Genomic DNA, 26,665 nt, shown 5'->3' with positions numbered 1-26,665 from the left:
CAGGCCCGCCGCACACACGATCGACCATCGAGGAGTATCGATGAAAGCCCGCATCACCGTCACCCTCAAGAACGGCGTTCTCGACCCACAAGGCAAGGCGATCGAGCATGCGCTGTCAGGGCTGGGCTTCGACGGCGTCGGCCAGGTGCGCCAGGGCAAAGTGTTCGACATCGAACTCACCGGAACCGACAAGGCCAAGGCCGAAGCAGACCTCAAGGCCATGTGCGACAAGCTTCTGGCGAACACGGTGATTGAGAATTATAGTGTGGCCATAACCTGAGGTTGTACCGGAGGAACTGGTGGAGGAAGTCACGAGCGAACTGATTTACAGGCTCTTGAAGCGCGTCGGTCGGCAGCTTGGTGAACTTTCCCAGGACTTTTCGGAGGTCAAATCCGAACTTGGCTCGATCCGAGGGCACATCATTGCCACCGAGGATGATCTAAGGAATATCCATGGCGTGCTGGCTCGCCAAGACGACCGGCTCGACCGCATTGAACGTTCCCTAGATGGCACCTAAGACGATTGCCATTTTATAAAGCCCGTGGACCACGAATAAAAGCAGCAAGCCCACCAAGATGGTCATCGAGAATGTCCACGGCGGCTTTTTCATCCGTTGATTCGCGACGCCGTACTTAGAGCGGATGGCTAGTATTTCGGCGCGAAGCTGCGGATCTTCAGGCAACTCGTCGTAATTACGATGGAATCGTATAGCCCGAAAATATAACAGTTCCATAAGGATGAGCATCCAAGAACCGAAGGCAAGCCAAACGCTCATTGCGTAGAGACGAAGGAAATCTGTGTGATGACTTTGCGCACACGCATCTATCAGACTCAAATGGCGCCCGAAAAATCTGCGACCCGTAGAACTAAGCCAGAACCCATCATCTTTCATCGCAAATGCGAGCAACAAGAGCAGGAACGCCAATGTTGCTAGGAGGAGCTTGAGATATCTGGACCTGTTCGGGGCATCACTGATAGCAGCAAAACCCATGGCGATCGCAAGCCCCAACTGCACGAGGCAGATCGTCAATGCGTATACGATCTGTGCCATGACTACATCGGCAAAGGACGGGGAGCATTGTCCGAGATCGGCCTTCAATGAAAACCTTTTTGAGAACGCGGTCGTGAAAGTGGAATCAGCCTGAGAGAAGAGCGCATAGATGAATGCGAAAATGAGCAGAACAATCACTGCGGCCACGCCGGAGGACCAGCGTCGGTCGTCGAATTTGAGTTCCCAGCCACTTTTCAAGTGCGTCGCCCCTTTCAAATGGCCAAATAGCTTAAAACCCTTAACCTCCGCTTGACCCGCAATTGTGCTGCCGATACGCCAAAGTCGGATATGCCTCTTGATTCAATTGGACATGCCATGAAATCAGCCGTCGTCCTCCTGCCTGGCCTCAACCGCGACCGCGACATGATCGCGGCGCTGACCAAGATTTCCGGACAGGCGCCGGCGACCGTCTGGCAGACCGATACCGAAATCCCTGATGTCGACCTGATCGCCATCCCCGGCGGCTTCTCCTTCGGCGACTATCTTCGCTGTGGAGCGATCGCGGCGCGCATGCCTGTCATGCGAGCGGTGGCCGAAAAGGCCGCCAAGGGCGTCATGGTTGTCGGCGTCTGCAACGGCTTCCAGATCCTGGTCGAGGCCGGATTGCTGCCCGGCGCGCTGATGCGCAACGCCTCGCTGAAATTCGTCTGCCGGCATGTGAAGCTCGAGATCGCCAACGCCAACACCATGTTCACCCGTCGCTATCAGCCCGGCCAGATCATCCGCTCGCCGGTCGCGCATCATGACGGCAACTATTTCGCCGATGCCAAGACGCTTGCGCGCCTCGAAGGCGAAGGCCAGGTGGTGTTCCGCTATGCGGAAGGCACCAATCCGAACGGCTCGATCAACGACATCGCCGGCATCGTCAGCGAGAAGGGCAATGTGCTCGGCCTGATGCCGCACCCGGAGAACCTGATCGAGGCCGCGCATGGCGGCAGCGACGGCCGCGCGCTGTTCGAAGGCGCGCTCGGCATCGCAGCCTAGTCCCAACAAAAAATTCTTCAGAACAGTTCTTTCAGAACAACGGGGCGGCCTGACCATGAGACTGACGATTGCTCGCCTTGCTCTCCTGGCTGCCGCTGGACTTGCGCTGGCCTCTTGCCAGTCCGGCTCGAAGACCACGCCGGCGCCGTCAGGCAAAAGCGCCTCGCTGCTTGCCATGGAGCAGGTCGCGATCGCCGCCCACAAATGCTGGATCGCCAGCAAGGACCCGGCCTTCAGGCCCTACCAGATGGCCAATGAACTCAATTCCTATAGCGGCACGCCGCGTTTCCTGCTGGTGCCGGCCAAGCACTATGGCGGCAAGCCGCTGCTGGTGGTGCAGGCGCAGGGCAATTCCAGCAAGGTCGACGTGTTCGGTCCGCTGATGGCCGAGCCGCTCGGCGCGCGCATCGGTTCCGACATTGCCCGCTGGCAGGCCGGCAATCCGTCCTGCGCCGCCGCCGCGTGAGCCTGCCATGGGCCGCTTCCTGCAGATCGTGGGATTGGTCATCGGACTGATAGCGCTGGTCCTGCAGTTCGCGATCAGCATACCGGCGTCCATGGCCGCCGGCCGCGGCCTGCTCGGCTCGATCGTCTTCTATTTCAGCTTCTTCACCATCCTGACCAACGTCGCCGCGGTGCTGGTGCATGCATCGCTGCTCTCGCCCACCGGCTACGCCTGGTTCCCGGCCTTTGCCGGGAAGCGCATGCGGGCGGGCGTCGCGGTCGCCATAACGCTGGTCTTCATCGTCTATTCGACCGTGCTGGCGCGCCTTTGGGCGCCGGAAGGCCTGTTCCTGCTCTGCGATGTCTTGCTGCACTATGTAGCGCCGCTGATATTCGTGCTGTGGTGGCTGATTGCGGGTGCCGACGGCAGCACGCGCTGGCGCGACATTTCCTGGTGGATGATCTATCCGCTCGCTTATCTCGCCTATGCGCTGATACGGGCGCCATTCGCCGGCGAAGTGCCCTACCCGTTCCTCGACGTGGCGAAGAACGGCGCCGCCAGCGTCGCCATAGCGGCGCTGACCATCACGGCATTGTTTCTCGGCCTATGCGTGCTGGCCGTGCTTGTCGACCATGGCATCGGCCGATTGCGAAAATGATCAGTCCCAGAACGGCCTGATGCCTTCGCGATGGGCGTCGCAGCGTGAGATACCGATATCCTTGAGCTGCTCGTCGGTCATCTCCAGCAGCGCAAGGCGCCCGCGGCGGCGCTCCAGCATCCGCCCGATCTGCCTGGCGACGGAACGAAGCACAAGCGCCAGCCGGCTGACGAAGCCGCGCCGAACCGACGAATGGCCATACAATTCAGCGCCGTCGCGATGGAATGCATCAATTGTATTCATATCTCGTTCTGCCAAACTGATGAATTGTACCCTTGCCGTCCGTGATGTCATATCGATTGACTCATCGCGCGGTGCAATATAGAAAATTGTCACCATGACAAATTGGCTCCCCGATCTCTCCTCCGGCTCCGGTCCCCTGTATCAGCGTCTTGCTGACAGCATTGAGTCAGATATCGACAAGGGCGTCATCGATGCCGGTGCAAAACTGCCGCCGCAGCGCGACCTCGCCTATGACATCGGCACGACTGTCGGCACGGTCGGCCGGGCCTATCAGTTGCTGCGTGAACGCGGGCTGGTGAGCGGCGAGGTCGGGCGCGGCACCTATGTGCTCGCACAACATGCCGGGGGTCCGAAGCCCGAGCTGGAGCCCGCCGCGCTGGGCACGCGCCTGATCGATGCACCGACCGGCAAGCTGCGCTTCGACAGCACCGCCGCGCCCGATGTCGGCCAAGGTGCGGTCATTGCCGAACTGCTGGCGCGGACGGCGCAGGAGCATCCGCACGACATTTCTAGCTACACCAGGGATTTTCCCGAACGTTGGTTCGAGGCCGGCAGCCGCTGGCTGGCGCGCAACTACTTCCGGCCCTCGCCCGATTCAATCGTGCCGACGCTTGGCACCCATGCCGCCGTGATGGCGGCGATCGCCGCGCTTACCATGCCCGGCGACTATGTCGTCTTCGAGCATCTCACCTATTCGCAGATCTCGCGCAGCGCCGGGCTGATCGGGCGTCGCACGGCGCTTGTTTCGGCAGACGAGGGCGGCATCGATCCCGACGATTTCGAGCGCGTCTGCGCGCAGAAACACCCGAAGATGATGTTCGTGATGCCGACGGCGAAGAACCCGACGCTGGTGACGCTCTCGGCGGAGCGGCGCCAGGCCGTCGCGCGCATCGCGCGCGAGTACAATGTCGCGCTGATCGAGGACGATCTCTATGGCGAGTTGACCGACGATCCGACGCCGCTGTTGGCCGAATACGCGCCGGAGCGCACGATCGTCGCCGGCGGTCTGTCGAAATCCGTCGCGGCCGGCGTGCGCGGCGGCTGGCTTTCCTGCCCGCCGGCCTATCGCCACCGCATCCGCGTCGCCCACAAGATGATGACCGGCGGCCTGCCCTTCCTGCTGGCGGAAGTCGGAACCAGGCTGGTGATGTCCGGCCAGGCCGGCGAGATCCGCAAGCGCTGCATTGCCGAGATTCAGGCGCGCCTCCATGTCGTGCGCGAGACGCTGGCGGGGTTCGACTTCAAGACAAGGGACAATGTGCCCTTCGTCTGGCTGACTTTGCCGGATCCGTGGCTGTCGGGCACCTTCAAGAATGCCTGTCTGGCGCAGGGCGTGCTCATCGACGACGAGGACGAGTTCAAGGCCGGCCGCTCCGAGCAGGTCTTCCACGGCGTCCGCTTCGGCGTGTCGCAGCCGCGTCAGAGCAAGGATGTCGCCGGCGGCGTCGCCGTCATCCGCCGCCTGCTCGACGAAGGCCGCGCCGGCTACGACAGTTTTTCCTGACCTGCCCTGCACTGCCGATCGAACAGGCGACGGCGCAGCGGTTTTCCGGCGTTTTTCGTCATCCGGTGGGGTGTATCGCGCGAAAGCTTGCGATAAGAGGAGACTCGAAGAATCCCCTCTCCCACGGATACCAATCGCCGCTCATGACCATTTCCAATTCCGTGCCGATCACCCCCGAGCTCGTCGCCGCGCATGGGCTGAAACCCGACGAATACCAGCGCATCCTCGATCTGGTCGGCCGCGAGCCGAGTTTTACCGAGCTCGGCATCTTCTCGGCGATGTGGAACGAACATTGCTCCTACAAGTCGTCCAAGAAATGGCTGCGCACGCTGCCCACCAGCGGCCCGCAGGTTATCCAGGGGCCGGGCGAGAATGCCGGCGTGGTCGACATCGGCGACGGCGACTGCGTCGTCTTCAAGATGGAGAGCCATAACCATCCCTCCTATATCGAACCTTATCAAGGAGCCGCGACCGGCGTCGGCGGCATCCTGCGCGACGTCTTCACCATGGGCGCGCGGCCGGTTGCGGCGATGAACGCGTTGCGCTTCGGCGCGCCTGATCATCCCAAGACCCGGCATCTGGTCGCCGGCGTCGTTTCCGGTGTCGGCGGCTACGGCAATTCCTTCGGCGTGCCGACGGTTGGCGGCGAGGTCAATTTCGACCCGCGCTACAACGGCAATATCCTGGTCAACGCCTTCGCAGCCGGCCTTGCCAAGACCAACGCCATCTTCCTGTCGCAGGCCAAGGGCGTCGGCCTGCCGGTCGTCTATCTCGGCGCCAAGACCGGGCGCGACGGCGTCGGCGGCGCCACCATGGCTTCTGCCGAGTTCGATGACAAGATCGAGGAGAAGCGGCCGACCGTCCAGGTCGGCGACCCCTTCACCGAAAAATGCCTGCTGGAAGCCTGCCTCGAGTTGATGGCCTCGGGCGCCGTCATCGCCATCCAGGACATGGGTGCCGCCGGCCTGACTTGCTCGGCCGTCGAGATGGGCGCCAAGGGCGATCTCGGCATCGAGCTCGACCTCGACAAGGTGCCGGTGCGCGAAGAGCGCATGAGCGCCTACGAGATGATGCTGTCGGAAAGCCAGGAGCGCATGCTGATGGTGCTGCGCCCCGAAAAGGAGGAGGAGGCCGAGGCGATCTTCCGCAAATGGGGGCTCGACTTCGCCATCGTCGGCAAGACGACCGACGATCTGCGCTTCCGCGTGCTGCACCAGGGCGAGGAGGTCGCCGACCTGCCGATCAAGGAACTGGGCGACCAGGCGCCGGAATATGACCGCCCGTGGGTGGAATCCGAGAAGCCGGCGCCGCTCGCGGCTAGCGATGCCCCCAAGGCTGATGTCGCCGAGGCACTGCTGAAAATGCTCGGCGGGCCGGACCTCTCCTCGCGCCGCTGGGTGTGGGAGCAGTACGACACGCTGATCCAGGGCAATTCGCTGCAGCTTCCGGGCGGCGATGCCGGCGTGGTGCGCGTCGACGGTCATCCGACCAAGGCGCTCGCTTTCTCTTCCGACGTGACGCCGCGCTATTGCGAGGCCGATCCTTACGAGGGCGGCAAGCAGGCCGTGGCCGAATGCTGGCGCAACCTCACCGCCACCGGCGCCTTGCCGCTTGCCGCCACAGACAACCTCAATTTCGGCAATCCGGAGCGGCCGGAGATCATGGGCCAGTTCGTCGGTGCGATTAAGGGCATCGGCGATGCCTGCCGCACGCTCGGCTTCCCGATCGTCTCCGGCAATGTCTCGCTCTACAACGAGACCAACGGCCGCGGCATCCTGCCGACGCCGACCATCGGCGGCGTCGGGCTGATCGCCGACTGGTCGAAGATGGTCCGCATCGGCTTTGCCGCCGAGGGCCAGATGATCGTGCTGGTCGGCGCGCCGCCGAGTTGGGGCAGCCATCTCGGCCAGTCCGTCTATATGCGCGACATCCACGACCGGACCGACGGCCCGCCGCCGCCGGTCGACCTCGATCATGAAAAGCGCGTCGGCGACCATGTCCGGGCGTTGATCGCTTCCGGCATCGTCACATCAGCGCACGACGTCTCCGACGGCGGCCTTGCCGTGGCGCTGGCCGAAATGGCGATGGCGTCCGGCATCGGCGCCACCATTCCAGGGCTTACCGGCACCGATCCGATCCCGGTCTGGTTCGGCGAGGACCAGGGCCGCTATCTGCTGACGCTATCAATCGACCCGCAAAGCGGCGAATGGGACAGGATCCGCGAGGAGCAGGGCATGCTCGGCATCTTCGCCCCTTGGATCGGCACGACCGGCGGCAACGCGCTTAAGCTCGGCGAAGCGCGCGCGATCCCGGTCAGCGAACTGACCGCCGCCCACGAGGGTTGGTTCCCGCGCTTCATGGATCAGGCCATTTGACCAGGCTGTCGGTCCGGGCGCTGCTTGCAGTCGTCTTCTGGCCGTCGCTGTTCTTTTTCTGGTTTCTCGGCCCGTTCGTCTTTTTCCTGCTGTCGACGACGTCAGACGAGGTCTGTCCGCGGCTCGAAACGCGGGCCGAGTTCCTTGCCGCGGCCAACGGCACAATTCCGATGCTGGCCGTTCAGAACCTCGTCTATGCGGTCCCGATTCTGTGCCTGGTCCTCTGGGAGCGGCTTTTGCCGGAACCGGCTCGGGCAAGGCATATCGTCACCTGCGTCAAGCTCTTTGCCGTTACGATCGTCCTTGGAGCGCTTTGGGCGTATGGCTCGTCGCTTATGTGCGATGGCTACGGCCAGCCGTTTTTCTCCCCGGCCTGGCAGATGACCAGCTATCTCCCCATCGTCAGTTTCGTGATCAATGTCCCGCTCTATGTCCTGACCTTCAGCCTCGGCCGCGCCTTCTCGACGCGCGAGGACGCGCCGGCGGACGATGCGGCTCATCCGGATCAGAATGTCTCATGAGCCTTCGGCCATGGACGGAACCGCTTCAATCCGGACCAGAAAGGCTCTACCCTTATCCCGACTCTCATCGCACGGGATGCACCGCTCCCCCGCTCGAAAACAGGATTTTTTGTCATGGCAATGGACGCGCACGAGATCGAACGGCTGATCAAGGAAGGCATTCCGGACGCCAAGGTGACGATTCGCGATCTGGCCGGCGACGGCGACCATTACGCGGCCGAAGTGGTGGCCGAAAGCTTCCGCGGCAAAAGCCGCGTCCAGCAGCATCAGATGGTCTATGACGCGCTGAAGGGTACCATGGGCGGCGTGCTGCACGCGCTGGCGTTGCAGACCAGCGTACCGGACTGAACCGCCAACCAGGCTTAGCCCAAAATCGCGTTATCCCTTGCGCCATCCGCGTAGCGTTGTGGCTAACGTCTTGTTTCAGCCAACCTATTGGTTTATTTGATGGACATGTTTCGAGCCTGACTCCCACAGGCATGAAAGGATCGTCCATGACCGGCATCAGCGACTACATCGACAATGAAGTGAAGAGCAACGACGTCGTGCTCTTCATGAAGGGCACGCCAGGCTTCCCGCAATGCGGGTTTTCCGGCCAGGTCGTGCAGATCCTCGATTATATCGGCGCCGACTACAAAGGCGTGAACGTGCTCGACTCGGCGGAGCTGCGCCAGGGCATCAAGGACTACTCCAACTGGCCGACCATTCCGCAGCTCTACGTCAAGGGCGAGTTCGTCGGCGGTTGCGACATCGTGCGCGAGATGTTCCAGGCCGGCGAGTTGCAGAGCTTCCTCGTCGAAAAGGGCGTCAGCGTCAAAGGCGCCGCCTGAGTTGAGTTCGCGCCGGCCGGCAATCTAGCTGCCAGACACGAGACACCCGGGGCCGCCCCCACCTCGGCAATGCAGTTCCCGACTTCGGGAACGAGACGAATAAATGCGCCGGTCCACCGGCGCATGTTCGTTTGAAAGATCGGATTTTGCCGTGGACAAGCAGATAGAAGCGTCGCAACGGGCTTTGCCCATTCCGCGCTGGGAATTCATTGCGCTCTGCGCGGCGCTGATGGCGCTCAATTCTCTGGCCATCGATATCATGCTGCCGGCCCTGCAGCAGATCGGCGCCTCGCTCGGCGTCGAGAACGAAAACCACCGCCAATACGTGATCACAGCCTATATTCTCGGCTTCGGCACCGGGCAGCTTTTCTTCGGTCCGGTCTCCGATCGGTTCGGCCGCCGCGCGCCGCTGGTCGCCGGCCTGATCATCTACGTCGCGGCGGTGGCTGCCGCAGCGGTTGCTCCAACCTTTGGCATCCTGCTCGCCTGCCGCGTCGTGCAGGGCATCGGCGCCGCCGCGACGCGCGTCATCGCGGTCTCGATCGTGCGCGACACGTTCGAGGGCCGCCGCATGGCCGAGGTGATGTCACTGATCTTCATGGTGTTCATGGCGATCCCGGTCGTCGCGCCCGGCATCGGCCAGTTCATCATGCTCTTCGCCACCTGGCACTGGATCTTCGTCACCATGGCCGTCGGCGCGCTGATCGTCTCGACATGGTCGCTGCTGCGCCTGCCGGAAACGCTGCATCCGGAATACCGCCGCCTGCTGACGGTCAGCGCCATCGTCGGCGGCTTCCGCATCGTGCTCACCAACCGCATCGCGCTTTGCTATGCCTTTGCCAGCACCTTCATCTTCGGCGCCATGTTCGGCTTCATCAATTCGGCGCAGCAGATCTATCTCGACGTCTTCCACGTCGGCGAGCTGTTCCCGCTGATCTTCGCCGGCGTCGCCGGCGTGCTCGCCTTCTCGAACTTCCTCAACGCGCGGCTCGTCGGCAAGATCGGCATGCGCCGTCTGTCGCAAAGCGCGCTGCTCTTGTTCCTCACCATCAGCCTGATCTGGCTCGTCGTCTCGCTCGAAATGCAGATGCCGCTCTGGCTGTTCATCACCTTCTTCGCCGGCGCGATGGTGCCGTTCGGCTGCCTCGGCGCGAACTTCAACGCGCTGGCGATGGAGCCGCTCGGCGAGCTTGCCGGCACGGCGTCCTCCATCCTCGGCTTCATGCAGACCTTTCTCGGCGGCCTCCTCGGCACGCTGATCGGCCAGGCTTACAACGGTACGGTCACGCCGTTGGCCGCCGGCTTCTGCAGCGTCTCGGTCGCGGCCCTGCTGATGATCCTGATCGCCGAGCGCGGACGGCTGTTCCAGCCGCACAACCCGCCAGTTTAAGGCTTCCTACTCAGCCCACAATTCTCGCCGCAGCTCCTGCCAGCTACCTTTGTCCGGCGCGACGAGCAGCCCGCCGTCGACATGTGAAGGCAGATAGGGATCGCCGTCGATCCGGGCGGCATGGCCGCCGGCCTCCTGATGGATCAGCACGCCGGCAAGGTGATCCCAAGGCATCAGCTTGTTGTAGACGACGAAATGTGCGTGGCCGCTCGCCAGCAACCGGTATTCGTGCGCGGCGCAGCGATAGCCGAACTGCGACAGCGCCTTGGTCTGGTTGCGGGCGAGCCGCGAGCGTTCCGGCTCCTTGAGATACTGCCAGGAGACCGCGCCGGTCATCTGCGAGATCGGCACAGGCGCCGCAACCCGCACCTTCTCCAGAACGCCATGCGGGTGGCGGATATGGCTGCCGGCCCCCTTGGCGCCGATCAGCCAGTCCTTGCCGACCGGGTCGTGGATGATGCCGGCAACCGTCTCGCCTTTGACGACGACGCCCAACATGACGCCGAACAGCGGCACGCCGGAGGCGAAGTTGAAGGTGCCGTCGACCGGATCGATGACGAAGGCTAGCTCGGCGTCGCCGAGACCGGCAAGCAGGGCCGGATTGTCGGAGCAGGCCTCCTCGCCGACGATCATCGCCGAGGGGTAACGCTCGCGCAGCCTGGCGGTGATCAGCCTTTCGGCATTGACGTCCGCCTCGGTCACAAGGTCCGCGGCCGAGGTCTTCTGGCGGACATCGCCCTCGCCCAGCCGGCGGAAGCGCGGCATGATCTCGGCCCTGGCAGCATCGGCGAGAAGGTCGGCCAGCCAGTCGATCGCACGGTCGTCAAATGTCATCGGAAATGTCTTGCCCTGTGGTGAAGCGCGTATCGAGCGCGGCGAAGTCGAATAGTTTTCGGTCGAGCAGGTGCGAGGGCCGCACATTGGTCATGGCGCGGATCATCGTGTCCTTGCGGCCGGGCATGCGCTTCTCGATGTCGTCGAGCATCGCCTTCATGGCGTTGCGCTGCAGCCCTTCCTGGCTGCCGCAGAGGTCGCACGGGATGATCGGGAATTTCATCGCGCCGGCGAATTTCTCGAGATCGGCCTCCGCGCAATAGGCGAGCGGGCGCAGCACCATGACGTCGCCCTCATCATTGAGGAGCTTGGGCGGCATGGCGGCGAGACGCCCGCCATGGAAGAGGTTCATGAAGAAGGTTTCGAGGATGTCCTCGCGGTGGTGACCGAGCACCAGTGCTGCGCACCCCTCCTCGCGCGCGATGCGGTAGAGATGGCCGCGCCTCAGCCGCGAGCACAGCGAGCAATAGGTGCCGCCCTCGGGCAGCTTGTCGGTGACCACCGAATAGGTGTCCTGGTACTCGATGCGGTGCGCAATGCCGTTGGCGCTGAGATAGTCCGGCAGGATGTGTTTTGGAAAATTCGGCTGGCCCTGGTCGAGGTTGCAGGCGAGCAGCTCGACCGGCAGCAGGCCACGCCATTTGAGGTCGAGCAGCAGGGCGAGCAGGCCGTAGGAATCCTTGCCGCCCGAGAGCGCCACCAGCCAGCGCTCGCCGGGCTTCACCATGGCGAAGTCTTCGATCGCCTGGCGGGTAAGCCTCAAGAGCCGCTTGCGCAGCTTGTTGAACTCGACCGAGGACGGCACGTCGCGAAAAAGCGGATGAAAGCCGCCCTCCTCCTCGTCGGCGATCGGTTCAAGCGATTTGACGTCTGGCAGCATGTTCATGGCGCCGGAGCCCACGGGTCGTTGTCGCCAACCGGATTAGCGGACACGGCCGACAAAGAAAAGGCCGCCTCGAGGGCGGCCTTCTTCGATGTAGCTGATTGACGTTGATCAGCGCGAATAGAATTCGACGACCAGGTTCGGCTCCATCTGGACGGCGAACGGCACGTCCGACAGGCCGGGAACGCGTGCGAACGTCGCAGTCATCTTGTTGTGGTCGGCCTCGATGTAGTCCGGCACGTCGCGCTCGGCGAGCGCGACCGATTCCAGCACGATGACGAGCTGCTTCGACTTCTCGCGCACCTCGATGACATCGCCCGGCTTGCAGCGGTACGAACCGATGTTGGTGCGCCTGCCGTTGACGTTGACGTGGCCGTGGTTGACGAACTGACGCGCGGCGAAGATGGTCGGCACGAACTTGGCGCGATAGACGATCGCGTCGAGACGCGACTCGAGCAGGCCGATCAGGTTCTCCGAGGTGTCGCCCTTGCGGCGGTTGGCCTCTTCATAGACCTTGCGGAACTGCTTTTCCGAAACGTCGCCATAATGGCCCTTCAGCTTCTGCTTGGCGCGCAGCTGCAGGCCGAAGTCGGAAAGCTTGCCCTTGCGGCGCTGGCCGTGCTGGCCGGGGCCGTATTCACGCTTGTTGACCGGGGACTTCGGACGGCCCCAGATGTTTTCGCCGAGACGGCGGTCGATCTTGTATTTCGCGGATTCGCGCTTGCTCATCGCATTCCCTTTCAAAACAGTATACCCGAAACCCCATGGCTCCGGGCGAAGGAAACGCGCCCTCCTCTGGCCTCCGTTTTCGAGACCTGACAGGGTTTTCCACGCAACGCGACGGAAAACCCACGGGACACGTCAGTTCAAACAAGACCGCCGACAGGCCGGTGAGGTCTTGCCATGCAAAAGAAACCACCGGGCGTCGCCACCCGGTGTTGGCGGTCTGTTAAACAGAGATTTAACCGGTGTCAAGCTTGTGACTGGCGGTGCAACAGGCAACCCTATAACAATTCAGCGTTGCATGCGGTGCCGGCGGACGCCGACGGCACCTGGGCGGGGTGCGCCCACTTGGACGCGCAAGCTCGCCCCGAAACTTGATGAAGGGACTGGAGCAGAGGAATTCCCATGAAGAAGTTTTTCCTTACCCTGACGGGAGCCGCGGTGTTGGCGGGATCCATGGCGGTCATGACGCCCGAGCCGGCAATGGCGAGGCACTGGCACGGCCACAAGCAGGTCTGCCGCGTCGTGGTGAAGAAAAGAGTCGTATGGCGCCACGGCCACCGTCACGTCGTCCGCTACAAGGTGCGGCACTGCTGGTGGCGCCGGTAAGTTGGCCATTTGAACCAAGCAAAGCGAAGCCCGCGGCTATCCCGCGGGCTTTTTTCTACCCCAGTGCCCGACCCGGTGGCCGGCCTGACAGCCCGAGATAGGAATTCACGACTTCTTGCCGGGCAGGCCCTTGCGCTTGGTTTTGGCGAATTCCTCGAGCTGCTTCTCGCTCATCGATTCATACATGTCGCGCGAGGCGGCTTTGAGCTCGCTTTTCTTGATCTCGCCGCGTTTGGCCGCAAGCGCCGCGCCGGCCGCCTTCTGCTGAGCTTGTGATGTGGCAGGCATCGTGAGTTCCTCCTTTGCCGTGAGGAGAAACGCTGCGCCATAGGCCACAGTTGCAGCTAGCGCGCGGTCAGTCCAAAGCCCTGGATGAGCCGCCTCGCGGCGAAATCCACCTTGCCGGAGGTGAAGACGGCGATATCGGGCTCACCCTCGCCCGACGGCCCGCCGACGGGTGCGAGCAGCGACATGGCCCGCCGCGCGATGGCTTCCGCCGGATCGATCCAGTCGACCGGCCAGGGCGCGGTCTTGCGCATGCGGTTGGCGAGAAACGGATAATGCGTGCAGGCGAGCACGACGATATCGGTGCGCTGGCCGTCGCGCTCGATGAAGCAGGGCGCGATCTCGGCGCGCACGGCCTCCTCGTCGACAAAGCCCTCGCGCATGTAGATTTCGGCCAGCCCGGCGAGCCGGTCGCTGCCGACCAGGCGGACATGGCATTTCTGCGCCCATTTGCTGATCAGATCGCGCGTGTACTGGCGCTTCACTGTGCCCGGCGTCGCCAGCACCGACACCAGGCCGGACCGCGTGCGCTCGGCAGCCGGCTTGATCGCCGGCACGGTGCCGACGAAGGGGTGGCCGGGAAATTTCTCGCGCAGCGCGTCGATCACCAGGGTCGAGGCGGTGTTGCAGGCGATCACCGAAATCGCCGGCTGCAAGCGGTCGAGCAATTTGGCGAACAGCGCCAGTATGTGTTCCTTGAGCGCTGCTTCCTCCCATGCGCCGTAGGGGAATGCCGCGTCGTCGGCGACATAGACGAAGCGCCGGTCCGGCATCAGGACACGCGCCTCGCGCAGCACGGTCAATCCGCCGACGCCGGAATCGAACATCAGGATCGGGCGCTGGCTTGATCGATCGCTCATTGTCATCCGACCACAAGAGGGAGCTGGCCAGTGATTTGGCCAACGGCGCTTCTATCCTGAACGATCATGGTCTTGAAGTGGCAAATGCCAGCAGCTTTTGCGCAAGTCAGCTCAGAGCCCACGTTTGCCGAAGCCGGCAGGCCGCGGCCGGCCAAACGGCTGCGGCGACGGCGACGGCGACGGGCGAGCGGCTGGCGCCGCGCTGCGAGGGGCCGAGGCCGTCCGGTCAGCAACTGCTGGCGGCACGGAACCGTCGAAATCGAAGACGGATGTCAGCTCGTCGATGTCGCTGCCGGCGACAGGCTTTGCCCACAGGATCGTGGCCCATAGGCCGAACAAGGAGAGACCGAGCAGGTTCAAGCCGCCCGGGGCACTCTCCGGATTGCCGAAATCGATCACCAGCAGCGTGCCGGCCTGCAGCAAGGCATAGATGGCTGAGAAGACGATGTAGGTCCAAAGGATCCATTTAGGCCCATTGGCGTCGCGGCTGCGGCGCCAGGCGATGTTGCCGCGCAGCGCGACGAAGATCAGAGACACGATAAGCGCGGCGCCGGCCAGTCCCTGCCGTGATGGCCCCGGCATCGAATTGATCAATCCGGCGAAGCCGATCGTGACGGCAATGCAGAGCACGATCGCCACTGCCTCCGCCATAAACAGGCCGAGCGAATAGAAGAAGAAACGCAGACGGCCAATATTGGACGTGAACATCTGCTACCCCACCGTTTCAATAACGATGGATCAAGAGCGCATAATATTCGGTTACTTTGAAGGATCGCAGCTTACAGATTTTAACTTTCTTTGTCCGCCGCTCTCTTCCTTGCGGCTGGCAGCCGCCTCGGATCGTCCCCTGGCGAGCCGTCGCCACGCGGCATTGCCGGCGAAAACCGGTCGAGCGAGGAGATGATGCCGCGCAGCACCTTCAACTCCGGTTCGGCGAAGCCGGCCCGCGTCAGCACGGCCCGCAGATTGTCGACCATCTTTGGTTTCTTCTCCTCCGGGCGGAAATAGCCGCGAGCCTCGAGAGCGCCTTCGAGATAGGTGAACAGGCTGTGCAGCTGTTCCTTGGTCGCCGGAACGAGCTCCGGCCCGGAGAAATTGGTCGCTGTCTCCTCGGCGAGGCCGGATTTCATCCATTCATAGGACATCAACAGCACGGCTTGCGCGATGTTGAGAGAGGAGAAGCTGGGATCGACCGGAAAGGTGACGACCTCGTCGGCAAGGCCGACCTCGTCATTGTAGAGGCCGAAACGCTCGCGGCCGAAGAGAATCCCGGTGCGCAGCCCAGCCTGCCCGCGTGCCCGTAGCGCCCTGCCCGCTTCCACCGGGCCGCGCACCGGCTTGAAGCCGTCGCGCTCGCGCGCCGTGGTGGCGAAGACGAAGTTGAGGTCGGCGACCGCGGATGGCAGATCGTCGAACACCTTCGTTGCATCGATGACATGGTCGGCGCGGCTGGCGGCCGCGCGCGCCTTCTCGCTCGGCCAGCCGTCGCGCGGATTGACCAGCCGCAGCTCCGAGAGGCCGAAATTCGCCATGGCGCGCGCGACCATGCCGATATTCTCGCCGAGCTGTGGCTCGACGAGGATGATCGCCGGTCCGATGGCGTTGGCGGGGTCTTTTGCGGCTGGCATGGCTCTCCGTAACCGGGGTTTGCGGCGTTTCGGCGTCCCCTGCCACATCCGGCCCGGAAAATGAAGCATTCACGATAGCGGCACCCGTCCATAGTGGTGCGGATCGCGGTTTGCGCGCTCAAAAAGGCTTTGATATACGCTCCGCAACCCCGGCCGAAACCATGCGGGCAAGGCCGTTCAGATCCCCCAGCAACGAGGCATTCTTTCCATGGCGAAGATCAAGGTGGCGAACCCGGTCGTCGAGCTCGACGGCGACGAGATGACCCGCATCATCTGGCAGTTCATCAAGGACAAGCTGATCCACCCGTATCTCGACATCAAGCTGGACTATTTCGACCTCGGCATCGAGAACCGCGACGCCACCAACGATCAGGTGACCGTCGACTCGGCCAACGCCATCAAGAAGTACGGCGTCGGCGTGAAATGCGCGACGATCACGCCCGATGAGCAGCGCGTCGAGGAATTCAAGCTGAAGAAGATGTGGAAGTCGCCGAACGGCACCATCCGCAACATCCTCGGCGGCACCATCTTCCGCGAGCCGATCATCATGAAGAACGTGCCGCGCCTGGTGCCTGGCTGGACCAAGCCGATCGTCGTCGGCCGCCATGCCTTCGGCGACCAGTACCGCGCCACCGACTTCCGCTATCCCGGCAAGGGCAAGCTGACGATCAAGTTCGTCGGCGAGGACGGCACGGTGATCGAGCATGACGTTTACGACGCACCGGGCGCGGGCGTTGCCATGGCCATGTACAATCTCGACGAGTCGATCCGCGAGTTCGCCCGCGCCTCGCTGAATTACGGCCTGCTGCGCAACTATCCGGTCTATCTGTCGACCAAGAACACTATCCTCAAGGCCTATGACGGCCGATTCAAGGACATCTTCCAGGAAGTCTACGAGAAGGAGTTCGAGGCTGAGTTCAAGGCGCGCAAGCTCTGGTACGAGCACCGGCTGATCGACGACATGGTGGCCTCCAGCCTGAAATGGTCGGGCGGCTACATCTGGGCCTGCAAGAACTATGACGGCGACGTGCAGTCCGACACGGTGGCGCAGGGCTTCGGCTCGCTCGGCCTGATGACCTCGGTGCTGATGACGCCGGACGGCAAGACGGTGGAAGCGGAAGCCGCGCACGGCACCGTCACCCGCCACTATCGCCAGCACCAGAAGGGCGAGGAAACCTCGACCAACTCGATCGCCTCGATCTTCGCCTGGACGCGCGGCCTCGCCCATCGCGCCAAGCTCGACGACAACGCCGAGTTGAAGCGCTTCGCCGAGACGCTGGAGAAAGTCTGCATCCAGACCGTCGAGTCCGGCTTCATGACCAAGGACCTGTCGCTGCTGATCGGCCCCGACCAGCCCTGGCTATCGACGACGGGCTTCCTGGACAAGATCGACGACAATCTGCAGAAGGCGATGGGGTAGAAACCCGAATTTCCAAGTGTCGAAGGCTCCGAAAGGGGCCTTCGCTTTTTCGGGGTGAGCAAAAGGAGCGGAAGTGATGACCAAGCCGATCCTCTACGGCGCCGACTACAGCGTCTATGTCCGCATCGCGCGGATGACGCTGGAGGAGAAGGGCGTCGACTACGAGCTCGTGCCTGTCGACATCTTCGCGGCCGAGGGCATTCCGGCCTGGTATCTCGAACACCACCCGTTCGGCCGCATCCCGGCCTTCGAGCATGACGGTTTTCGGCTGTTCGAGACCGGCGCGATTACCCGCTATGTCGATGAAGCTTTCGACGGCCCGGCCCTGCAGCCTGCTGATCCGCGCGGTCGTGCGAGGATGGGCCAGATCGCCGGCATGCTCGATGCCTATGGCTACCGCGCCATGGTCTGGGACGTTGCCGTGGAGCGGCTGGAGAAGACGCCTGCCGACGAGAAGCTGATCGCCGGCGGCCTAAGCCAAGCGGAGACCGTGCTGAAGGTGCTGACATCGCTGAAGGCGAAAGGCCCTTGGCTGCTCGGCGACCAACTGACGCTGGCCGACCTGCACGCGGCGCCGATCATCGCCTATTTCCTCAAGGTTGCCGAAGGGCGCGATCTGCTGGCGCGATTTGCGGACATGCAGGAGTGGTATACGCGTATTGCCGCGCGGCAGAGCTTCGTCAGGACGGAAAAGGTTAGCTGAAAAGTATCGGAACGGCAGCGGGACAGCGCCCCCCTCTGTCCTGCCGGACATCTCCCCCACTTGGGGGGAGATTAGATGTCGCGACAGCTTTCGCCAGTCTCCCACATTGAAATGAAGTCACGCTAGAAAAGCGCTGTGGGCGACGCTGCCAATCTCCCCCCTTGTGGGGGAGATGTCCGGCAGGACAGAGGGGGGCGCTGTCCCGCCAATCGTTGCGATGAATTCGATCCGCTCGCTACGCCGCTTCGAGCGCCGCCCTCACCGCCGCGATCGCGTCGTCGGCCCTGGAGGCATCGGGGCCGCCGGCCTGCGCCATGTCGGGACGCCCGCCGCCGCCCTGCCCGCCGAGCGCGGCAGAGGCAACGCGCACCAGATCGATGGCGCTGAAGCGTTTGGTGAGGTCGTCGGTAACGCCAACCACCACGCTCGCCTTGTTGTCTTCGCCGGCGCCGACAAAGACGACGACGCCCGAGCCAAGCGTCTTCTTGCCGGCATCGGCCAGCGGCTTCAGGTCCTTCGGCGCCACGCCGCTGACCGACTTGCCAAGGAAGCCGACACCCGCCACAGTCTCGTTGGTGGCCGGAGCATCGGCCACGGCCATGCCGCCGCCCAGCGCCAGCTTCTTGCGCGCCTCGCTTAGTTCCTTCTCGAGCTTCTTGCGCTCATCGAGCAGCGCCTCGACGCGCGCCGGCACGTCGGCCGGCGAGATCTTCAGGGTCGCGGCTGCCGCCTTCAGGCGCTTGTCCTGCTCGTCGAGGTGCCTGCGCGCCGCCTCGCCGGTCAGCGCCTCGATGCGGCGCACGCCGGCCGCCACCGCGCTATCCGACAGGATGCGCACCAGGCCGATATCGCCGGTCGACCTGACATGCGTGCCGCCGCAGAGCTCGACCGAATACGGCCGGTTGGCCCTGGCGCCATGCAGGGCCGTGCCCATCGACACGACGCGCACCTCATCGCCATATTTCTCGCCGAACAGCGCCATGGCGCCTTCGGCAATCGCATCGTCGACCGACATCAGGCGCGTCGTCACCGGGCTGTTCTGCACCACGATCTCGTTGGCCATGCGCTCGACATCCTCGAGCTCTTCCGGCGAGATCGGCTTGTTGTGCGAAATGTCGAAGCGCAGCCGATCGGGCGCGACCAGCGAGCCCTTCTGCGCGACATGGGTGCCCAGCACCTCGCGCAGCGCCTCATGGATGAGATGCGTCGCGGAATGGTTGGCGCGCAGCTTCGAACGCCGCGCATGGTCGACCTTCAGCTCGACGGCCGCGCCGATGCTGACCGTACCGCTCGACACTTTGCCGAGATGCACGAACAGCCCGTCGGCCTTCTTCTGGGTGTCGGAGACCGCGATCGAAAAGCCGTCGCCGGAGATTACGCCGGTGTCGCCCATCTGGCCGCCGGATTCGCCGTAGAACGGCGTCTGGTTGACGACCACGGCAACGGCGTCGCCCTGGCTGGCGCTGTCCACGGTCTTGCCGTCCTTGACCAGCGCCTGGATCAGGCCTTCCGCCTCTTCCGTCTCGTAGCCAAGGAAATCGGTCGCGCCCACCTTCTCGCGGATAGGGAACCAGACCGTTTCGGTCGCGGCTTCGCCGGAACCCGCCCAATGGGCGCGCGCCTCCGCCTTCTGCCGCTCCATCGCATCGGTGAAGCCCGCCAGATCGACCGAAATGTTACGCTGGCGCAGCGCGTCCTGCGTCAGGTCGAGCGGGAAGCCGTAGGTGTCGTAGAGCTTGAAGGCCGTCTCGCCGTCCAGCATGTCGCCGGCGTGGAGCTGTTCCGTCGCCTCGGAAAGCAGGCCGAGGCCGCGCACCAGCGTCTTGCGGAAGCGCGTCTCCTCCAGCTTCAGCGTCTCGGTGATCAGCGCTTCGCCGCGCACCAGTTCCGGATAGGCCTGGCCCATCTCGCGCACCAGCGCCGGAACCAGCTGCCACATCAGCGGCTCCTTGGCGCCAAGCAGCTGCGCGTGGCGCATGGCGCGGCGCATGATGCGGCGCAGCACGTAGCCACGGCCTTCGTTGGACGGCAGCACGCCGTCGGCCACCAGGAAGGAGGACGAGCGCAGGTGATCCGCGATCACACGGAAGGACCCGACATTCTCCTCACCGGGCCCGTGGCCGAGCGCCGAGGATGCGGCATCGATCAGATGCTTGAACAGATCGGTCTCGAAGACGCTCTCCACCCCTTGCAGAATGGACGCCATGCGCTCCAGGCCCATGCCGGTGTCGATCGACGGGCGCGGCAGGTCGATACGCTCGTCCTTCGTCACCTGCTCGTATTGCATGAACACCAGGTTCCAGAATTCGAGGAACCGGTCGCCGTCTTCTTCCGGGGTGCCGGGAGGGCCGCCCCAGATGTGCTCGCCGCGGTCGATGAAGATCTCCGAGCATGGCCCGCAAGGTCCGGTGTCGCCCATCGCCCAGAAATTGTCCGAGGTCGGGATGCGGATGATGCGATCGTCGGAAAAGCCGGCGATCTTCTTCCAGAAGCCGGCCGCCTCGTCATCGGTGTGATAGACGGTAACCAGGAGCTTGTCCTTCGGCAGGCCGAAATCCTTGGTGATCAGGTTCCAGGCAAGCTCGATCGCGCGCTCCTTGAAATAGTCGCCGAACGAGAAATTGCCGAGCATCTCGAAGAAGGTGAGATGGCGCGCGGTGTAGCCGACATTGTCGAGGTCGTTGTGCTTGCCGCCGGCGCGCACGCTCTTCTGCGCCGTCGAGGCGCGCGAATAGGGCCGCTTCTCCAGGCCGGTGAAGACGTTCTTGAACTGCACCATGCCGGCGTTGGTGAACATCAGCGTCGGATCGTTGCGCGGCACCAGCGGGCTGGAGGCGACGATCTCGTGACCCTCCTTGCGGAAGTAGTCGAGGAATGTCGACCGGATGTCGTTCACGCCGCTCATGAGTACTGCCTTTTTCGCGAGAACCGCCGGCCCGGCCGGCGGCAAATGGGCTCTGTTGTCTAGAAGATGGAGCTGGCCTTTTAGCGGTAGCTCTTGACCCTGTCCAGAAACACGGAATTGGGCCAATTGGCTGATCCGACGGTCGCTTCGCACCGCCGCAAAACACAAACCGCCGGCACAAAGGCCGGCGGTTCGGGACGCAATACTCAAGAACGCGATTACATAAGCATATACAGATATAACAGGATTATGGCCAAACTCCGGCCGATCCAGTTGCTTTACGCAATTCCGGACGGAAAACCGCTACGCACTTTTCCTGGAATTGCTTGGCCCTACATGGCGCCGGCTTCGTCCCCAAAACCGTCGTCGCCGCCTTCGGAGCCGCCGTTCTCGAGGAATTTTTCCGCGATCAGCCCGGCATTCTGCCGCAGCGCCAATTCGATCTCGCGCGCCGTGTCGGGATTGTCACGCAGGAACAGCTTCGCGTTCTCGCGGCCCTGGCCGAGACGCTGCGAATTGTAGGAGAACCAGGCGCCCGACTTTTCGACCACGCCGGCCTTGACGCCGAGATCGACGAGCTCGCCGGTTTTCGACACGCCCTCGCCATACATGATGTCGAACTCGACCACCTTGAACGGCGGGGCCAGCTTGTTCTTCACCACCTTGACGCGGGTCTGGTTGCCGACCACCTCGTCGCGGTCCTTGACCGAGCCGATGCGACGGATGTCGAGGCGCACCGAGGCGTAGAACTTCAGCGCGTTGCCGCCAGTGGTCGTCTCGGGCGAGCCGAACATGACGCCGATCTTCATGCGGATCTGGTTGATGAAGATGACCATGGTGTTGGAGCGGGAGATCGAGGCGGTCAGCTTGCGCAGCGCCTGGCTCATCAGGCGGGCCTGCAGGCCGGGCAGCGCATCGCCCATCTCGCCCTCGATTTCAGCGCGCGGCGTCAGCGCCGCGACCGAATCGACCACCAGCACGTCGATGGCGCCGGAACGCACCAGCGTGTCGCAGATCTCCAGCGCCTGCTCGCCGGTGTCGGGCTGCGAGATCAGCAGGTTTTCGAGATCGACGCCAAGCTTGCGGGCATAGACCGGATCAAGCGCGTGCTCGGCATCGACGAAGGCGCAGATGCCGCCCTTCTTCTGGGCTTCCGCAACCGTGTGCAGCGCCAGCGTCGTCTTGCCCGAGCTTTCCGGCCCGTAGATTTCGATGATGCGGCCGCGCGGCAGGCCGCCGACGCCGAGCGCGATATCGAGGCCGAGCGATCCCGTCGGCACGGTTTCGATCTCGACCACCTGCTCGTTGGCGCCGAGCCGCATGATCGAGCCCTTGCCGAAAGCGCGCTCGATTTGCGACAGCGCCGCATCCAGAGCCTTTGATTTGTCCACTGCCTTATCCTCTACAAGCCGCAAAGAATTCTGAGCCATGATACATCACCCCTTGGTCGTCAATGAAGGCCGGACAATCCGTAATCCTTGCAGCTTTGTACCTTTTTTGTTCTCATTTGGCAAGAGGCAGCAAATGACTGAAAAGAAAACAATATCTGGATTTGTTCTATTTTTGTCTCACTAGAACCAGAACACACCTGCGCTGCTGGTCCAAAAGAGACTTCGATATCCAGCCGGCCCGAATCGCGACCCCGATTGCGGGGCGATGCGCACAAACCTAGTGTGCGCACGCGAACAATCAACGAAGGTCACCCCTCCCGCATGCCGACTTCCCCAAAAATTCTGGCGCTGGGCGGCGCCCATATCGACAGGCGCGGCCAGGTGACAGGCACCTATGTGCCCGCCGCCTCCAACCCCGGCATCATGCGCGAGGAGGTCGGCGGCGGCGTATTCAACGCGCTGCGCAGCGTGGTGAAGCGCGGCGTGTCGGCTTCGCTGCTTTCGATGCGCGGCGGCGACGCGGCGGCTGAGACGGTCGCGTCAGCGATCGCGGGCGCCGGCATTGCCGACCTCTCGGTGGTGTTTCTCGACCGCACAACGCCGAGCTACACGGCGCTGATCGACAGCGAGGGCGAGCTGATCGTCGGCTTTGCCGATATGGGCCTCTACGACCTCGCCTTCCCCAAGCAGATCCGCCGCGCCAAGGTGCGCGAGGCGATCGCCGAGGCGGATGCGATTCTCTGTGACGCTAACCTGCCGACGGCGGCACTCGAGCGCTTGATGGCGCAAGCCGGCGGCAGGCCTGTCTTTGCCATTGCCATCTCGCCGGCCAAGGTCGTGCGGCTGGCGCCGCTGCTCGGCAACCTCTCGCTGCTGTTCATGAACCGCCGCGAGGCGGCAGCACTTGCCGGCGCCGACATGTCCGGGTTGGATCTTGTCGACGCGCTCAGGCGCGCGGGGCTGGCGGCGGGCGTGGTCACGGCGGGCAGCGCTCCGGTGCTGGGCTTCGACCAATCCGGCATCTTCGCCATCGACCCGCCCGCACCGCGACGGGTCGCCGACGTGACCGGCGCCGGCGATGCCCTGACCGGGGCAACGGTTGCCGCGTTGCTGCGCGGGCTGCCTTTGCGGGCAGCGCTGCGCGAAGGCATTGCGGCGGCAATGCTCGCCATCGAGAGCGCCGAAGCGGTGCCGTCCTTCACGACGGCCAGCTTCGGCCAAGCGCTTGCCCTTGTGCCGGAGGCACGGGAGGTGGCATAGGGCCACCAGATCATCTTGCCGGAACATGCTCCGGATCGGAGACAGACATGACGCCCGAAACCGCCCGCCCCTTCATCGACATCCACCCGCCGGTGGCGGAGGCGCTTGCCGCCGGGCGGCCGGTGGTGGCGCTGGAAAGCACCATCATCACTCATGGCATGCCCTATCCCGACAATGGCGCGATGGCGGCCAAGGTCGAGCAGATCATCATCGACGGCGGCGCGGTGCCGGCGACGATCGCCGTGGTCGACGGCCGCATCAAGATCGGGCTGTCCGACGGCGAGCGCGAATCGCTCGCCATGACCGGCGACGCCATGAAGCTGTCGCGCGCCGATATCGGCTTTGCCGTCGCCCAAAAGCGTACCGGCGGCACCACCGTTGCCGCGACCATGATCGCCGCGCATATGGCCGGCATAAAAGTGTTCGCCACCGGCGGCATCGGCGGCGTCCACAAGGGCGCGGAAAAGAGTTTCGATATCTCGGCTGACCTCGACGAGCTGGCGCGCACGCCGGTCATCGTCGTCTCGGCCGGCGCCAAGGCGATCCTCGACATCGAAAAGACGCTCGAAGTGCTGGAGACGCGCGGTGTACCGGTCATCGGCCATGGCTGCGAAACCATGCCGGCCTTCTGGTCCAGGCAGTCGCCGTTCCGCGCGCCGCTGACGCTGCATGCACCGCAAGACATCGCGCATTTCTACCGGACGCGGCAGGCGCTGGGCCTGGGCGGCGGCATCCTGGTCGCCAATCCGGTGCCGCAGAATGACGAGATCCCGGCCGCCGAGATGGACGGCTACATCCAGGCCGCGCAGAAAGCTGCCGAGGCGCAGAGCGTCACCGGCAAGGCGGTGACGCCGTTCCTGCTGTCGAAGATCCTGGAACTCACCGGCGGCCGCAGCCTCAAGACCAACATCGCGCTGGTCGAGAACAATGCGCGACTGGCGGCGGAGATCGCCAAGGCGTTGTAGTTTACGCTGCGAAGGCCCCCTCACCCGGATTGCCAATACCGAATTGCAGGGCAATTCGTGGCCATCCGACCTCTCCCCAAGGGGAGAGGAGCTTGCCGGCGCCGGCACCAACCTCTTCTCCCCAGCGGGGAGAAGGTGGCCGCGACGCGGCCGGATGAGGGGGCGGCCTCGACGCGCCCTTCATAGTGTTTCAACAGCGGACCAAATCACTTCCCCGCCCTTCGCCCGGCCTCATAAGCCCGTCGCGCCCACACCGCCATCTCGTCGGGATCGTCGAAGGCATCGTCCGGCACGCTCCAATAAGGCATCGCCACCTGCTTACCGTGCCGCGAACCGGTATAGGTCCACTGGCTGCAGCCGGCGGCCTCGAAATCCGGAATGCTCTCTTCATCCGCCTTGAGCATCAGCTCGCCGCGAACGACGACCGCGACGATGACGCCGTCGCAATAGATGCCCTTGCCGCCGAACATGTCGCGGATGCTGATCGGACCAAGGCTCTCGAACAGTTCTTCCAGGCGGTCATTATCCATGCCGCGATCATCTCATCCGGCATGGGCCTTGTCATCGCCGCAACCAAAAGCATGCTGACAGGTTGAGACCCGAAAACGGAGTTCCCGCCATGCCTGTCCTGCTCAAAGGCTCCTGCCGCTGCGGCGCCGTCCGCTTCGAGGTGGAAAGCCACACGCCGGTGCCGTTCATGCTCTGCTACTGCTCGATCTGCCGCAAGCAGCAGGGCGGCGGCGGTTTTGCCATTAACCTCGGCGCCGACTACGAAACGATGAACATCAGAGGCAAGCGCGCCCTCGGCGTTTACCGTGCCGAGATCGAGGATGACGAGCATCCGCATTGCGAGGTTTCGACCGGCGAGCGCAATTTCTGCAAGAAATGCGGCTCAGCACTCTGGCTCTACGACCCGACCTGGCCGGACCTCGTCCATCCCTTTGCCTCGGCGATCGATAGCGACCTGCCGAAGCCGCCGGAAAAGGTGCATCTGATGCTGAAATACAAGGCGAACTGGGTCGAGCCGGTGGTCGGCAAGAAGGACAAAGTGTTCGAGGTCTACCCGGAAGAATCCATCGCAGACTGGCACAAGCGCACGGGCATGTGGGTGGAGTAGCGTTCTTCTCCCCGTTCTACGGGGAGGTGAGGAGTGGTCCGCGCAGCGGACAAAAAGCCAATTGCTTGGCTTTTTGAAGACGAACGCCGGCAGGCAGATGAGGGGCGGCGCCAAGTTCGGATAGGGTAGCGCCGCCCCTCATCCGGCCCTTCGGGCCACCTTCTCCCCGTAAACGGGGCGAAGGAAGAACTCAGGCGGAAGCGCGCGCCTCTGCCAGCGCCTTGAGATCGGCCGGCTTCAACTCGACCGATTCGCCGCAGCCGCAGGCCGAGCTCTGATTCGGGTTCTTGAAGGTGAAACCGGTGCGCAGCGTCGTCTGTTCGAAATCCATCTCGGTGCCGAACAGGAAAAGCGCGGCTTCAGGCGCGACATAGACATGCGCGCCGTCGCGTTCGATGTGATCGTCCTTGGAGTTCGGCTCGGTCACCAGGTCGACCGTATATTCCATGCCGGCGCAGCCGCCCTTCTTGATGCCGAGGCGGATGCCATGCGCGTTCTCGCGGGTGGCAACAATCTCGCGCACCCGGTCGGCGGCCTTATCGGTCATCGTGATGACGGCGAAGCGTCCCATATTCTCTCTCTCTCCATTCCGTGCAGGTTCAAGGCCTGCCGAATGATTCCTCACCTAAAATGGTAAAGTTTCCCGCCGCGCGCAAGTGCAACGGGGCCTTGTCTGGTCCAAGAGCTCAATACCACCCGACCGCGACCTGCGCCTCTTCCGACATGCGGTCCGGCGTCCACGGCGGGTCGAACACCATGCTTACCTCGACGCCCGAAATGCCCTCGACGGCGCCGACGGCGTTCTCGACCCAGCCCGGCATTTCGCCGGCCACCGGGCAGCCCGGCGCGGTCAGCGTCATGTCGATCTTGACCGTGCGGTCGTCTTCGATGTCGATCTTGTAGACAAGTCCGAGCTCATAGATGTCTGCCGGGATTTCCGGGTCGTAGACCGTCTTCAGCGCCGAGACGATGTCGTCGGTCAGCCGCGCCAGCTCGTCGGCGGGGATCGCCGAAGCCGAGACGATACCATTCCCGGCGGTCTCGGGGGCGGTCTCTGCGGTGGTGCTCACATCGTCCATG

At 63.6% G+C, this 26,665-nt stretch carries 31 protein-coding genes; 17 read left to right on the top strand and 14 right to left on the bottom strand.

The window, feature by feature from the left end:
- Positions 1-40 precede the first annotated feature (40 nt).
- The gene (purS, locus tag AC4FWB_RS12900; RefSeq protein WP_040969562.1) at positions 41-280 is read left to right on the top strand and encodes a phosphoribosylformylglycinamidine synthase subunit PurS; all 240 of its coding nucleotides are present in this window, start codon (positions 41-43) and stop codon (positions 278-280) included.
- A gap of 19 nt (positions 281-299) precedes the next feature.
- On the top strand, positions 300-518 hold the full coding sequence (locus tag AC4FWB_RS12895; RefSeq protein WP_491026424.1) for a hypothetical protein: 219 nt from the start codon (positions 300-302) through the stop codon (positions 516-518).
- On the opposite strand, the gene AC4FWB_RS12890 is transcribed toward AC4FWB_RS12895, so the two are convergent.
- Positions 504-1,250 carry a hypothetical protein gene (locus tag AC4FWB_RS12890; RefSeq protein ID WP_491026423.1) on the bottom strand — a complete coding sequence of 249 codons (747 nt, stop codon included), beginning with the start codon at positions 1,248-1,250 and terminating at the stop codon, positions 504-506. The genes AC4FWB_RS12895 and AC4FWB_RS12890 overlap by 15 nt on opposite strands.
- Before the next feature lie 117 nt (positions 1,251-1,367).
- On the opposite strand from AC4FWB_RS12890, the gene purQ reads away from it, so the two are divergent.
- From purQ to AC4FWB_RS12875, 3 genes are read left to right on the top strand one after another with little or no spacing between them, the layout of a single operon-like run.
- Complete coding sequence (gene purQ / locus AC4FWB_RS12885) at positions 1,368-2,036, top strand: phosphoribosylformylglycinamidine synthase subunit PurQ (RefSeq protein WP_491026422.1); 669 nt, start codon at positions 1,368-1,370, stop codon at positions 2,034-2,036.
- A 55-nt stretch (positions 2,037-2,091) separates the two neighbouring features.
- A complete protein-coding gene (locus AC4FWB_RS12880; RefSeq protein WP_491026420.1) occupies positions 2,092-2,502 on the top strand; it encodes a hypothetical protein in 411 nt (136 codons plus the stop codon).
- Positions 2,503-2,509: 7 nt separating this feature from the next.
- Positions 2,510-3,139 (top strand): Pr6Pr family membrane protein, encoded by a 630-nt coding sequence (locus AC4FWB_RS12875; RefSeq protein WP_491026419.1) that lies wholly within the window; start codon positions 2,510-2,512, stop codon positions 3,137-3,139.
- Here the strand turns inward: AC4FWB_RS12875 and AC4FWB_RS12870 are convergent, their stop codons facing one another.
- A complete protein-coding gene (locus AC4FWB_RS12870; protein ID WP_491026501.1) occupies positions 3,140-3,382 on the bottom strand; it encodes a DUF1127 domain-containing protein in 243 nt (80 codons plus the stop codon).
- Positions 3,383-3,476: 94 nt separating this feature from the next.
- Between AC4FWB_RS12870 and AC4FWB_RS12865 the strand changes: the two genes are divergently transcribed.
- The 6 genes from AC4FWB_RS12865 to AC4FWB_RS12840 all read left to right on the top strand — a co-directional run bounded on the left by AC4FWB_RS12865 (position 3,477) and on the right by AC4FWB_RS12840 (position 10,002).
- Positions 3,477-4,886, top strand: a complete 1,410-nt coding sequence (locus tag AC4FWB_RS12865) for an aminotransferase-like domain-containing protein (protein WP_491026417.1) — start codon at positions 3,477-3,479, stop codon at positions 4,884-4,886.
- Positions 4,887-5,029: 143 nt separating this feature from the next.
- Positions 5,030-7,261 carry a phosphoribosylformylglycinamidine synthase subunit PurL gene (gene purL / locus AC4FWB_RS12860; RefSeq protein WP_491026416.1) on the top strand — a complete coding sequence of 744 codons (2,232 nt, stop codon included), beginning with the start codon at positions 5,030-5,032 and terminating at the stop codon, positions 7,259-7,261.
- Positions 7,258-7,782, top strand: coding sequence for a hypothetical protein (locus AC4FWB_RS12855; RefSeq protein ID WP_491026415.1), 525 nt, complete (start codon positions 7,258-7,260; stop codon positions 7,780-7,782). Before purL ends, AC4FWB_RS12855 begins: the two co-directional genes overlap by 4 nt.
- Before the next feature lie 114 nt (positions 7,783-7,896).
- On the top strand, positions 7,897-8,130 hold the full coding sequence (locus tag AC4FWB_RS12850) for a BolA/IbaG family iron-sulfur metabolism protein (protein WP_491026413.1): 234 nt from the start codon (positions 7,897-7,899) through the stop codon (positions 8,128-8,130).
- 146 nt (positions 8,131-8,276) lie between these two features.
- Entirely contained in the window at positions 8,277-8,612 is a 336-nt protein-coding gene (gene grxD, locus AC4FWB_RS12845; protein ID WP_491026412.1) for a Grx4 family monothiol glutaredoxin, read from the top strand.
- Positions 8,613-8,841: 229 nt separating this feature from the next.
- Positions 8,842-10,002 (top strand): multidrug effflux MFS transporter, encoded by a 1,161-nt coding sequence (locus tag AC4FWB_RS12840; protein WP_491026500.1) that lies wholly within the window; start codon positions 8,842-8,844, stop codon positions 10,000-10,002.
- A gap of 6 nt (positions 10,003-10,008) precedes the next feature.
- Here AC4FWB_RS12840 and AC4FWB_RS12835 read toward each other — a convergent pair whose 3' ends face one another.
- The 3 genes from AC4FWB_RS12835 to rpsD all read right to left on the bottom strand — a co-directional run bounded on the left by AC4FWB_RS12835 (position 10,009) and on the right by rpsD (position 12,448).
- Positions 10,009-10,836 (bottom strand): inositol monophosphatase family protein, encoded by an 828-nt coding sequence (locus tag AC4FWB_RS12835; RefSeq protein ID WP_491026411.1) that lies wholly within the window; start codon positions 10,834-10,836, stop codon positions 10,009-10,011.
- Entirely contained in the window at positions 10,826-11,722 is an 897-nt protein-coding gene (ttcA, locus tag AC4FWB_RS12830) for a tRNA 2-thiocytidine(32) synthetase TtcA (protein WP_491026409.1), read from the bottom strand. The genes AC4FWB_RS12835 and ttcA overlap by 11 nt, the downstream gene beginning before the upstream one ends.
- Before the next feature lie 108 nt (positions 11,723-11,830).
- Positions 11,831-12,448, bottom strand: coding sequence for a 30S ribosomal protein S4 (gene rpsD, locus AC4FWB_RS12825; protein WP_126099980.1), 618 nt, complete (start codon positions 12,446-12,448; stop codon positions 11,831-11,833).
- Between the two features lie 399 nt (positions 12,449-12,847).
- On the opposite strand from rpsD, the gene AC4FWB_RS12820 reads away from it, so the two are divergent.
- Positions 12,848-13,051 carry a hypothetical protein gene (locus tag AC4FWB_RS12820; RefSeq protein ID WP_059185120.1) on the top strand — a complete coding sequence of 68 codons (204 nt, stop codon included), beginning with the start codon at positions 12,848-12,850 and terminating at the stop codon, positions 13,049-13,051.
- 105 nt (positions 13,052-13,156) lie between these two features.
- On the opposite strand, the gene AC4FWB_RS12815 is transcribed toward AC4FWB_RS12820, so the two are convergent.
- From AC4FWB_RS12815 to AC4FWB_RS12800, 4 genes are all read right to left on the bottom strand, one after another.
- A complete protein-coding gene (locus AC4FWB_RS12815; protein ID WP_491026408.1) occupies positions 13,157-13,339 on the bottom strand; it encodes a DUF3008 family protein in 183 nt (60 codons plus the stop codon).
- Positions 13,340-13,395: 56 nt separating this feature from the next.
- A complete protein-coding gene (murI, locus tag AC4FWB_RS12810; protein ID WP_491026407.1) occupies positions 13,396-14,196 on the bottom strand; it encodes a glutamate racemase in 801 nt (266 codons plus the stop codon).
- Between the two features lie 111 nt (positions 14,197-14,307).
- A complete protein-coding gene (locus AC4FWB_RS12805; protein ID WP_491026406.1) occupies positions 14,308-14,904 on the bottom strand; it encodes a hypothetical protein in 597 nt (198 codons plus the stop codon).
- Positions 14,905-14,984: 80 nt separating this feature from the next.
- Positions 14,985-15,824, bottom strand: a complete 840-nt coding sequence (locus AC4FWB_RS12800; protein ID WP_491026405.1) for an RNA methyltransferase — start codon at positions 15,822-15,824, stop codon at positions 14,985-14,987.
- 208 nt (positions 15,825-16,032) lie between these two features.
- Here AC4FWB_RS12800 and AC4FWB_RS12795 point away from each other — a divergent pair, with 208 nt between their 5' ends.
- Entirely contained in the window at positions 16,033-17,244 is a 1,212-nt protein-coding gene (locus AC4FWB_RS12795; protein WP_491026404.1) for an NADP-dependent isocitrate dehydrogenase, read from the top strand.
- Positions 17,245-17,320: 76 nt separating this feature from the next.
- Positions 17,321-17,947, top strand: a complete 627-nt coding sequence (locus AC4FWB_RS12790) for a glutathione S-transferase family protein (protein ID WP_491026403.1) — start codon at positions 17,321-17,323, stop codon at positions 17,945-17,947.
- A gap of 235 nt (positions 17,948-18,182) precedes the next feature.
- On the opposite strand, the gene alaS is transcribed toward AC4FWB_RS12790, so the two are convergent.
- On the bottom strand, positions 18,183-20,852 hold the full coding sequence (alaS, locus tag AC4FWB_RS12785; protein WP_491026402.1) for an alanine--tRNA ligase: 2,670 nt from the start codon (positions 20,850-20,852) through the stop codon (positions 18,183-18,185).
- A gap of 332 nt (positions 20,853-21,184) precedes the next feature.
- Entirely contained in the window at positions 21,185-22,282 is a 1,098-nt protein-coding gene (gene recA, locus AC4FWB_RS12780) for a recombinase RecA (protein WP_491026401.1), read from the bottom strand.
- Positions 22,283-22,564: 282 nt separating this feature from the next.
- Here recA and AC4FWB_RS12775 point away from each other — a divergent pair, with 282 nt between their 5' ends.
- Together AC4FWB_RS12775 and AC4FWB_RS12770 are read left to right on the top strand one after the other, a co-directional pair.
- Positions 22,565-23,503, top strand: coding sequence for a carbohydrate kinase family protein (locus tag AC4FWB_RS12775; protein ID WP_491026399.1), 939 nt, complete (start codon positions 22,565-22,567; stop codon positions 23,501-23,503).
- A gap of 47 nt (positions 23,504-23,550) precedes the next feature.
- Entirely contained in the window at positions 23,551-24,468 is a 918-nt protein-coding gene (locus AC4FWB_RS12770; protein ID WP_491026398.1) for a pseudouridine-5'-phosphate glycosidase, read from the top strand.
- 206 nt (positions 24,469-24,674) lie between these two features.
- On the opposite strand, the gene AC4FWB_RS12765 is transcribed toward AC4FWB_RS12770, so the two are convergent.
- Positions 24,675-24,998 carry a TfoX/Sxy family protein gene (locus tag AC4FWB_RS12765; protein ID WP_491026397.1) on the bottom strand — a complete coding sequence of 108 codons (324 nt, stop codon included), beginning with the start codon at positions 24,996-24,998 and terminating at the stop codon, positions 24,675-24,677.
- 89 nt (positions 24,999-25,087) lie between these two features.
- Here AC4FWB_RS12765 and AC4FWB_RS12760 point away from each other — a divergent pair, with 89 nt between their 5' ends.
- Positions 25,088-25,585: a GFA family protein gene (locus AC4FWB_RS12760; RefSeq protein WP_491026396.1), complete on the top strand. Its 498-nt coding sequence runs from the start codon at positions 25,088-25,090 to the stop codon at positions 25,583-25,585.
- Between the two features lie 190 nt (positions 25,586-25,775).
- Here the strand turns inward: AC4FWB_RS12760 and sufA are convergent, their stop codons facing one another.
- On the bottom strand, positions 25,776-26,156 hold the full coding sequence (gene sufA, locus AC4FWB_RS12755) for a Fe-S cluster assembly scaffold SufA (RefSeq protein ID WP_491026395.1): 381 nt from the start codon (positions 26,154-26,156) through the stop codon (positions 25,776-25,778).
- Between the two features lie 115 nt (positions 26,157-26,271).
- Positions 26,272-26,664 carry an SUF system Fe-S cluster assembly protein gene (locus AC4FWB_RS12750; protein WP_491026394.1) on the bottom strand — a complete coding sequence of 131 codons (393 nt, stop codon included), beginning with the start codon at positions 26,662-26,664 and terminating at the stop codon, positions 26,272-26,274.
- Position 26,665: the final 1 nt, after the last annotated feature.

The sequence above is a fragment of the Mesorhizobium sp. LEGMi-168a genome (genome assembly GCF_058312955.1).
The sequence above is the reverse complement of the archived record's forward strand: the minus strand, read 5'-3'. Positions and strand labels throughout refer to the sequence as shown.

What these genes read in the sequence shown, in the direction of transcription:
- AC4FWB_RS12765 (WP_491026397.1), bottom strand. Translation starts at nt 24,998, where the DNA reads ATGGATAATGACCGCCTGGAAGAACTGTTCGAGAGCCTTGGTCCGATC.
- AC4FWB_RS12835 (WP_491026411.1), bottom strand. Translation starts at nt 10,836, where the DNA reads ATGACATTTGACGACCGTGCGATCGACTGGCTGGCCGACCTTCTCGCC.
- AC4FWB_RS12880 (WP_491026420.1), top strand. Translation starts at nt 2,092, where the DNA reads ATGAGACTGACGATTGCTCGCCTTGCTCTCCTGGCTGCCGCTGGACTT.
- alaS (WP_491026402.1), bottom strand. Translation starts at nt 20,852, where the DNA reads ATGAGCGGCGTGAACGACATCCGGTCGACATTCCTCGACTACTTCCGC.
- grxD (WP_491026412.1), top strand. Translation starts at nt 8,277, where the DNA reads ATGACCGGCATCAGCGACTACATCGACAATGAAGTGAAGAGCAACGAC.
- AC4FWB_RS12875 (WP_491026419.1), top strand. Translation starts at nt 2,510, where the DNA reads ATGGGCCGCTTCCTGCAGATCGTGGGATTGGTCATCGGACTGATAGCG.
- AC4FWB_RS12815 (WP_491026408.1), bottom strand. Translation starts at nt 13,339, where the DNA reads ATGCCTGCCACATCACAAGCTCAGCAGAAGGCGGCCGGCGCGGCGCTT.
- ttcA (WP_491026409.1), bottom strand. Translation starts at nt 11,722, where the DNA reads ATGAACATGCTGCCAGACGTCAAATCGCTTGAACCGATCGCCGACGAG.
- AC4FWB_RS12800 (WP_491026405.1), bottom strand. Translation starts at nt 15,824, where the DNA reads ATGCCAGCCGCAAAAGACCCCGCCAACGCCATCGGACCGGCGATCATC.
- recA (WP_491026401.1), bottom strand. Translation starts at nt 22,282, where the DNA reads ATGGCTCAGAATTCTTTGCGGCTTGTAGAGGATAAGGCAGTGGACAAA.
- purQ (WP_491026422.1), top strand. Translation starts at nt 1,368, where the DNA reads ATGAAATCAGCCGTCGTCCTCCTGCCTGGCCTCAACCGCGACCGCGAC.
- AC4FWB_RS12750 (WP_491026394.1), bottom strand. Translation starts at nt 26,664, where the DNA reads ATGGACGATGTGAGCACCACCGCAGAGACCGCCCCCGAGACCGCCGGG.
- AC4FWB_RS12775 (WP_491026399.1), top strand. Translation starts at nt 22,565, where the DNA reads ATGCCGACTTCCCCAAAAATTCTGGCGCTGGGCGGCGCCCATATCGAC.
- AC4FWB_RS12760 (WP_491026396.1), top strand. Translation starts at nt 25,088, where the DNA reads ATGCCTGTCCTGCTCAAAGGCTCCTGCCGCTGCGGCGCCGTCCGCTTC.
- murI (WP_491026407.1), bottom strand. Translation starts at nt 14,196, where the DNA reads ATGAGCGATCGATCAAGCCAGCGCCCGATCCTGATGTTCGATTCCGGC.
- AC4FWB_RS12770 (WP_491026398.1), top strand. Translation starts at nt 23,551, where the DNA reads ATGACGCCCGAAACCGCCCGCCCCTTCATCGACATCCACCCGCCGGTG.
- rpsD (WP_126099980.1), bottom strand. Translation starts at nt 12,448, where the DNA reads ATGAGCAAGCGCGAATCCGCGAAATACAAGATCGACCGCCGTCTCGGC.
- purS (WP_040969562.1), top strand. Translation starts at nt 41, where the DNA reads ATGAAAGCCCGCATCACCGTCACCCTCAAGAACGGCGTTCTCGACCCA.
- AC4FWB_RS12805 (WP_491026406.1), bottom strand. Translation starts at nt 14,904, where the DNA reads ATGTTCACGTCCAATATTGGCCGTCTGCGTTTCTTCTTCTATTCGCTC.
- AC4FWB_RS12840 (WP_491026500.1), top strand. Translation starts at nt 8,842, where the DNA reads ATGGCGCTCAATTCTCTGGCCATCGATATCATGCTGCCGGCCCTGCAG.
- AC4FWB_RS12850 (WP_491026413.1), top strand. Translation starts at nt 7,897, where the DNA reads ATGGCAATGGACGCGCACGAGATCGAACGGCTGATCAAGGAAGGCATT.
- AC4FWB_RS12790 (WP_491026403.1), top strand. Translation starts at nt 17,321, where the DNA reads ATGACCAAGCCGATCCTCTACGGCGCCGACTACAGCGTCTATGTCCGC.
- AC4FWB_RS12820 (WP_059185120.1), top strand. Translation starts at nt 12,848, where the DNA reads ATGAAGAAGTTTTTCCTTACCCTGACGGGAGCCGCGGTGTTGGCGGGA.
- purL (WP_491026416.1), top strand. Translation starts at nt 5,030, where the DNA reads ATGACCATTTCCAATTCCGTGCCGATCACCCCCGAGCTCGTCGCCGCG.
- AC4FWB_RS12865 (WP_491026417.1), top strand. Translation starts at nt 3,477, where the DNA reads ATGACAAATTGGCTCCCCGATCTCTCCTCCGGCTCCGGTCCCCTGTAT.
- AC4FWB_RS12795 (WP_491026404.1), top strand. Translation starts at nt 16,033, where the DNA reads ATGGCGAAGATCAAGGTGGCGAACCCGGTCGTCGAGCTCGACGGCGAC.
- sufA (WP_491026395.1), bottom strand. Translation starts at nt 26,156, where the DNA reads ATGGGACGCTTCGCCGTCATCACGATGACCGATAAGGCCGCCGACCGG.
- AC4FWB_RS12870 (WP_491026501.1), bottom strand. Translation starts at nt 3,382, where the DNA reads ATGAATACAATTGATGCATTCCATCGCGACGGCGCTGAATTGTATGGC.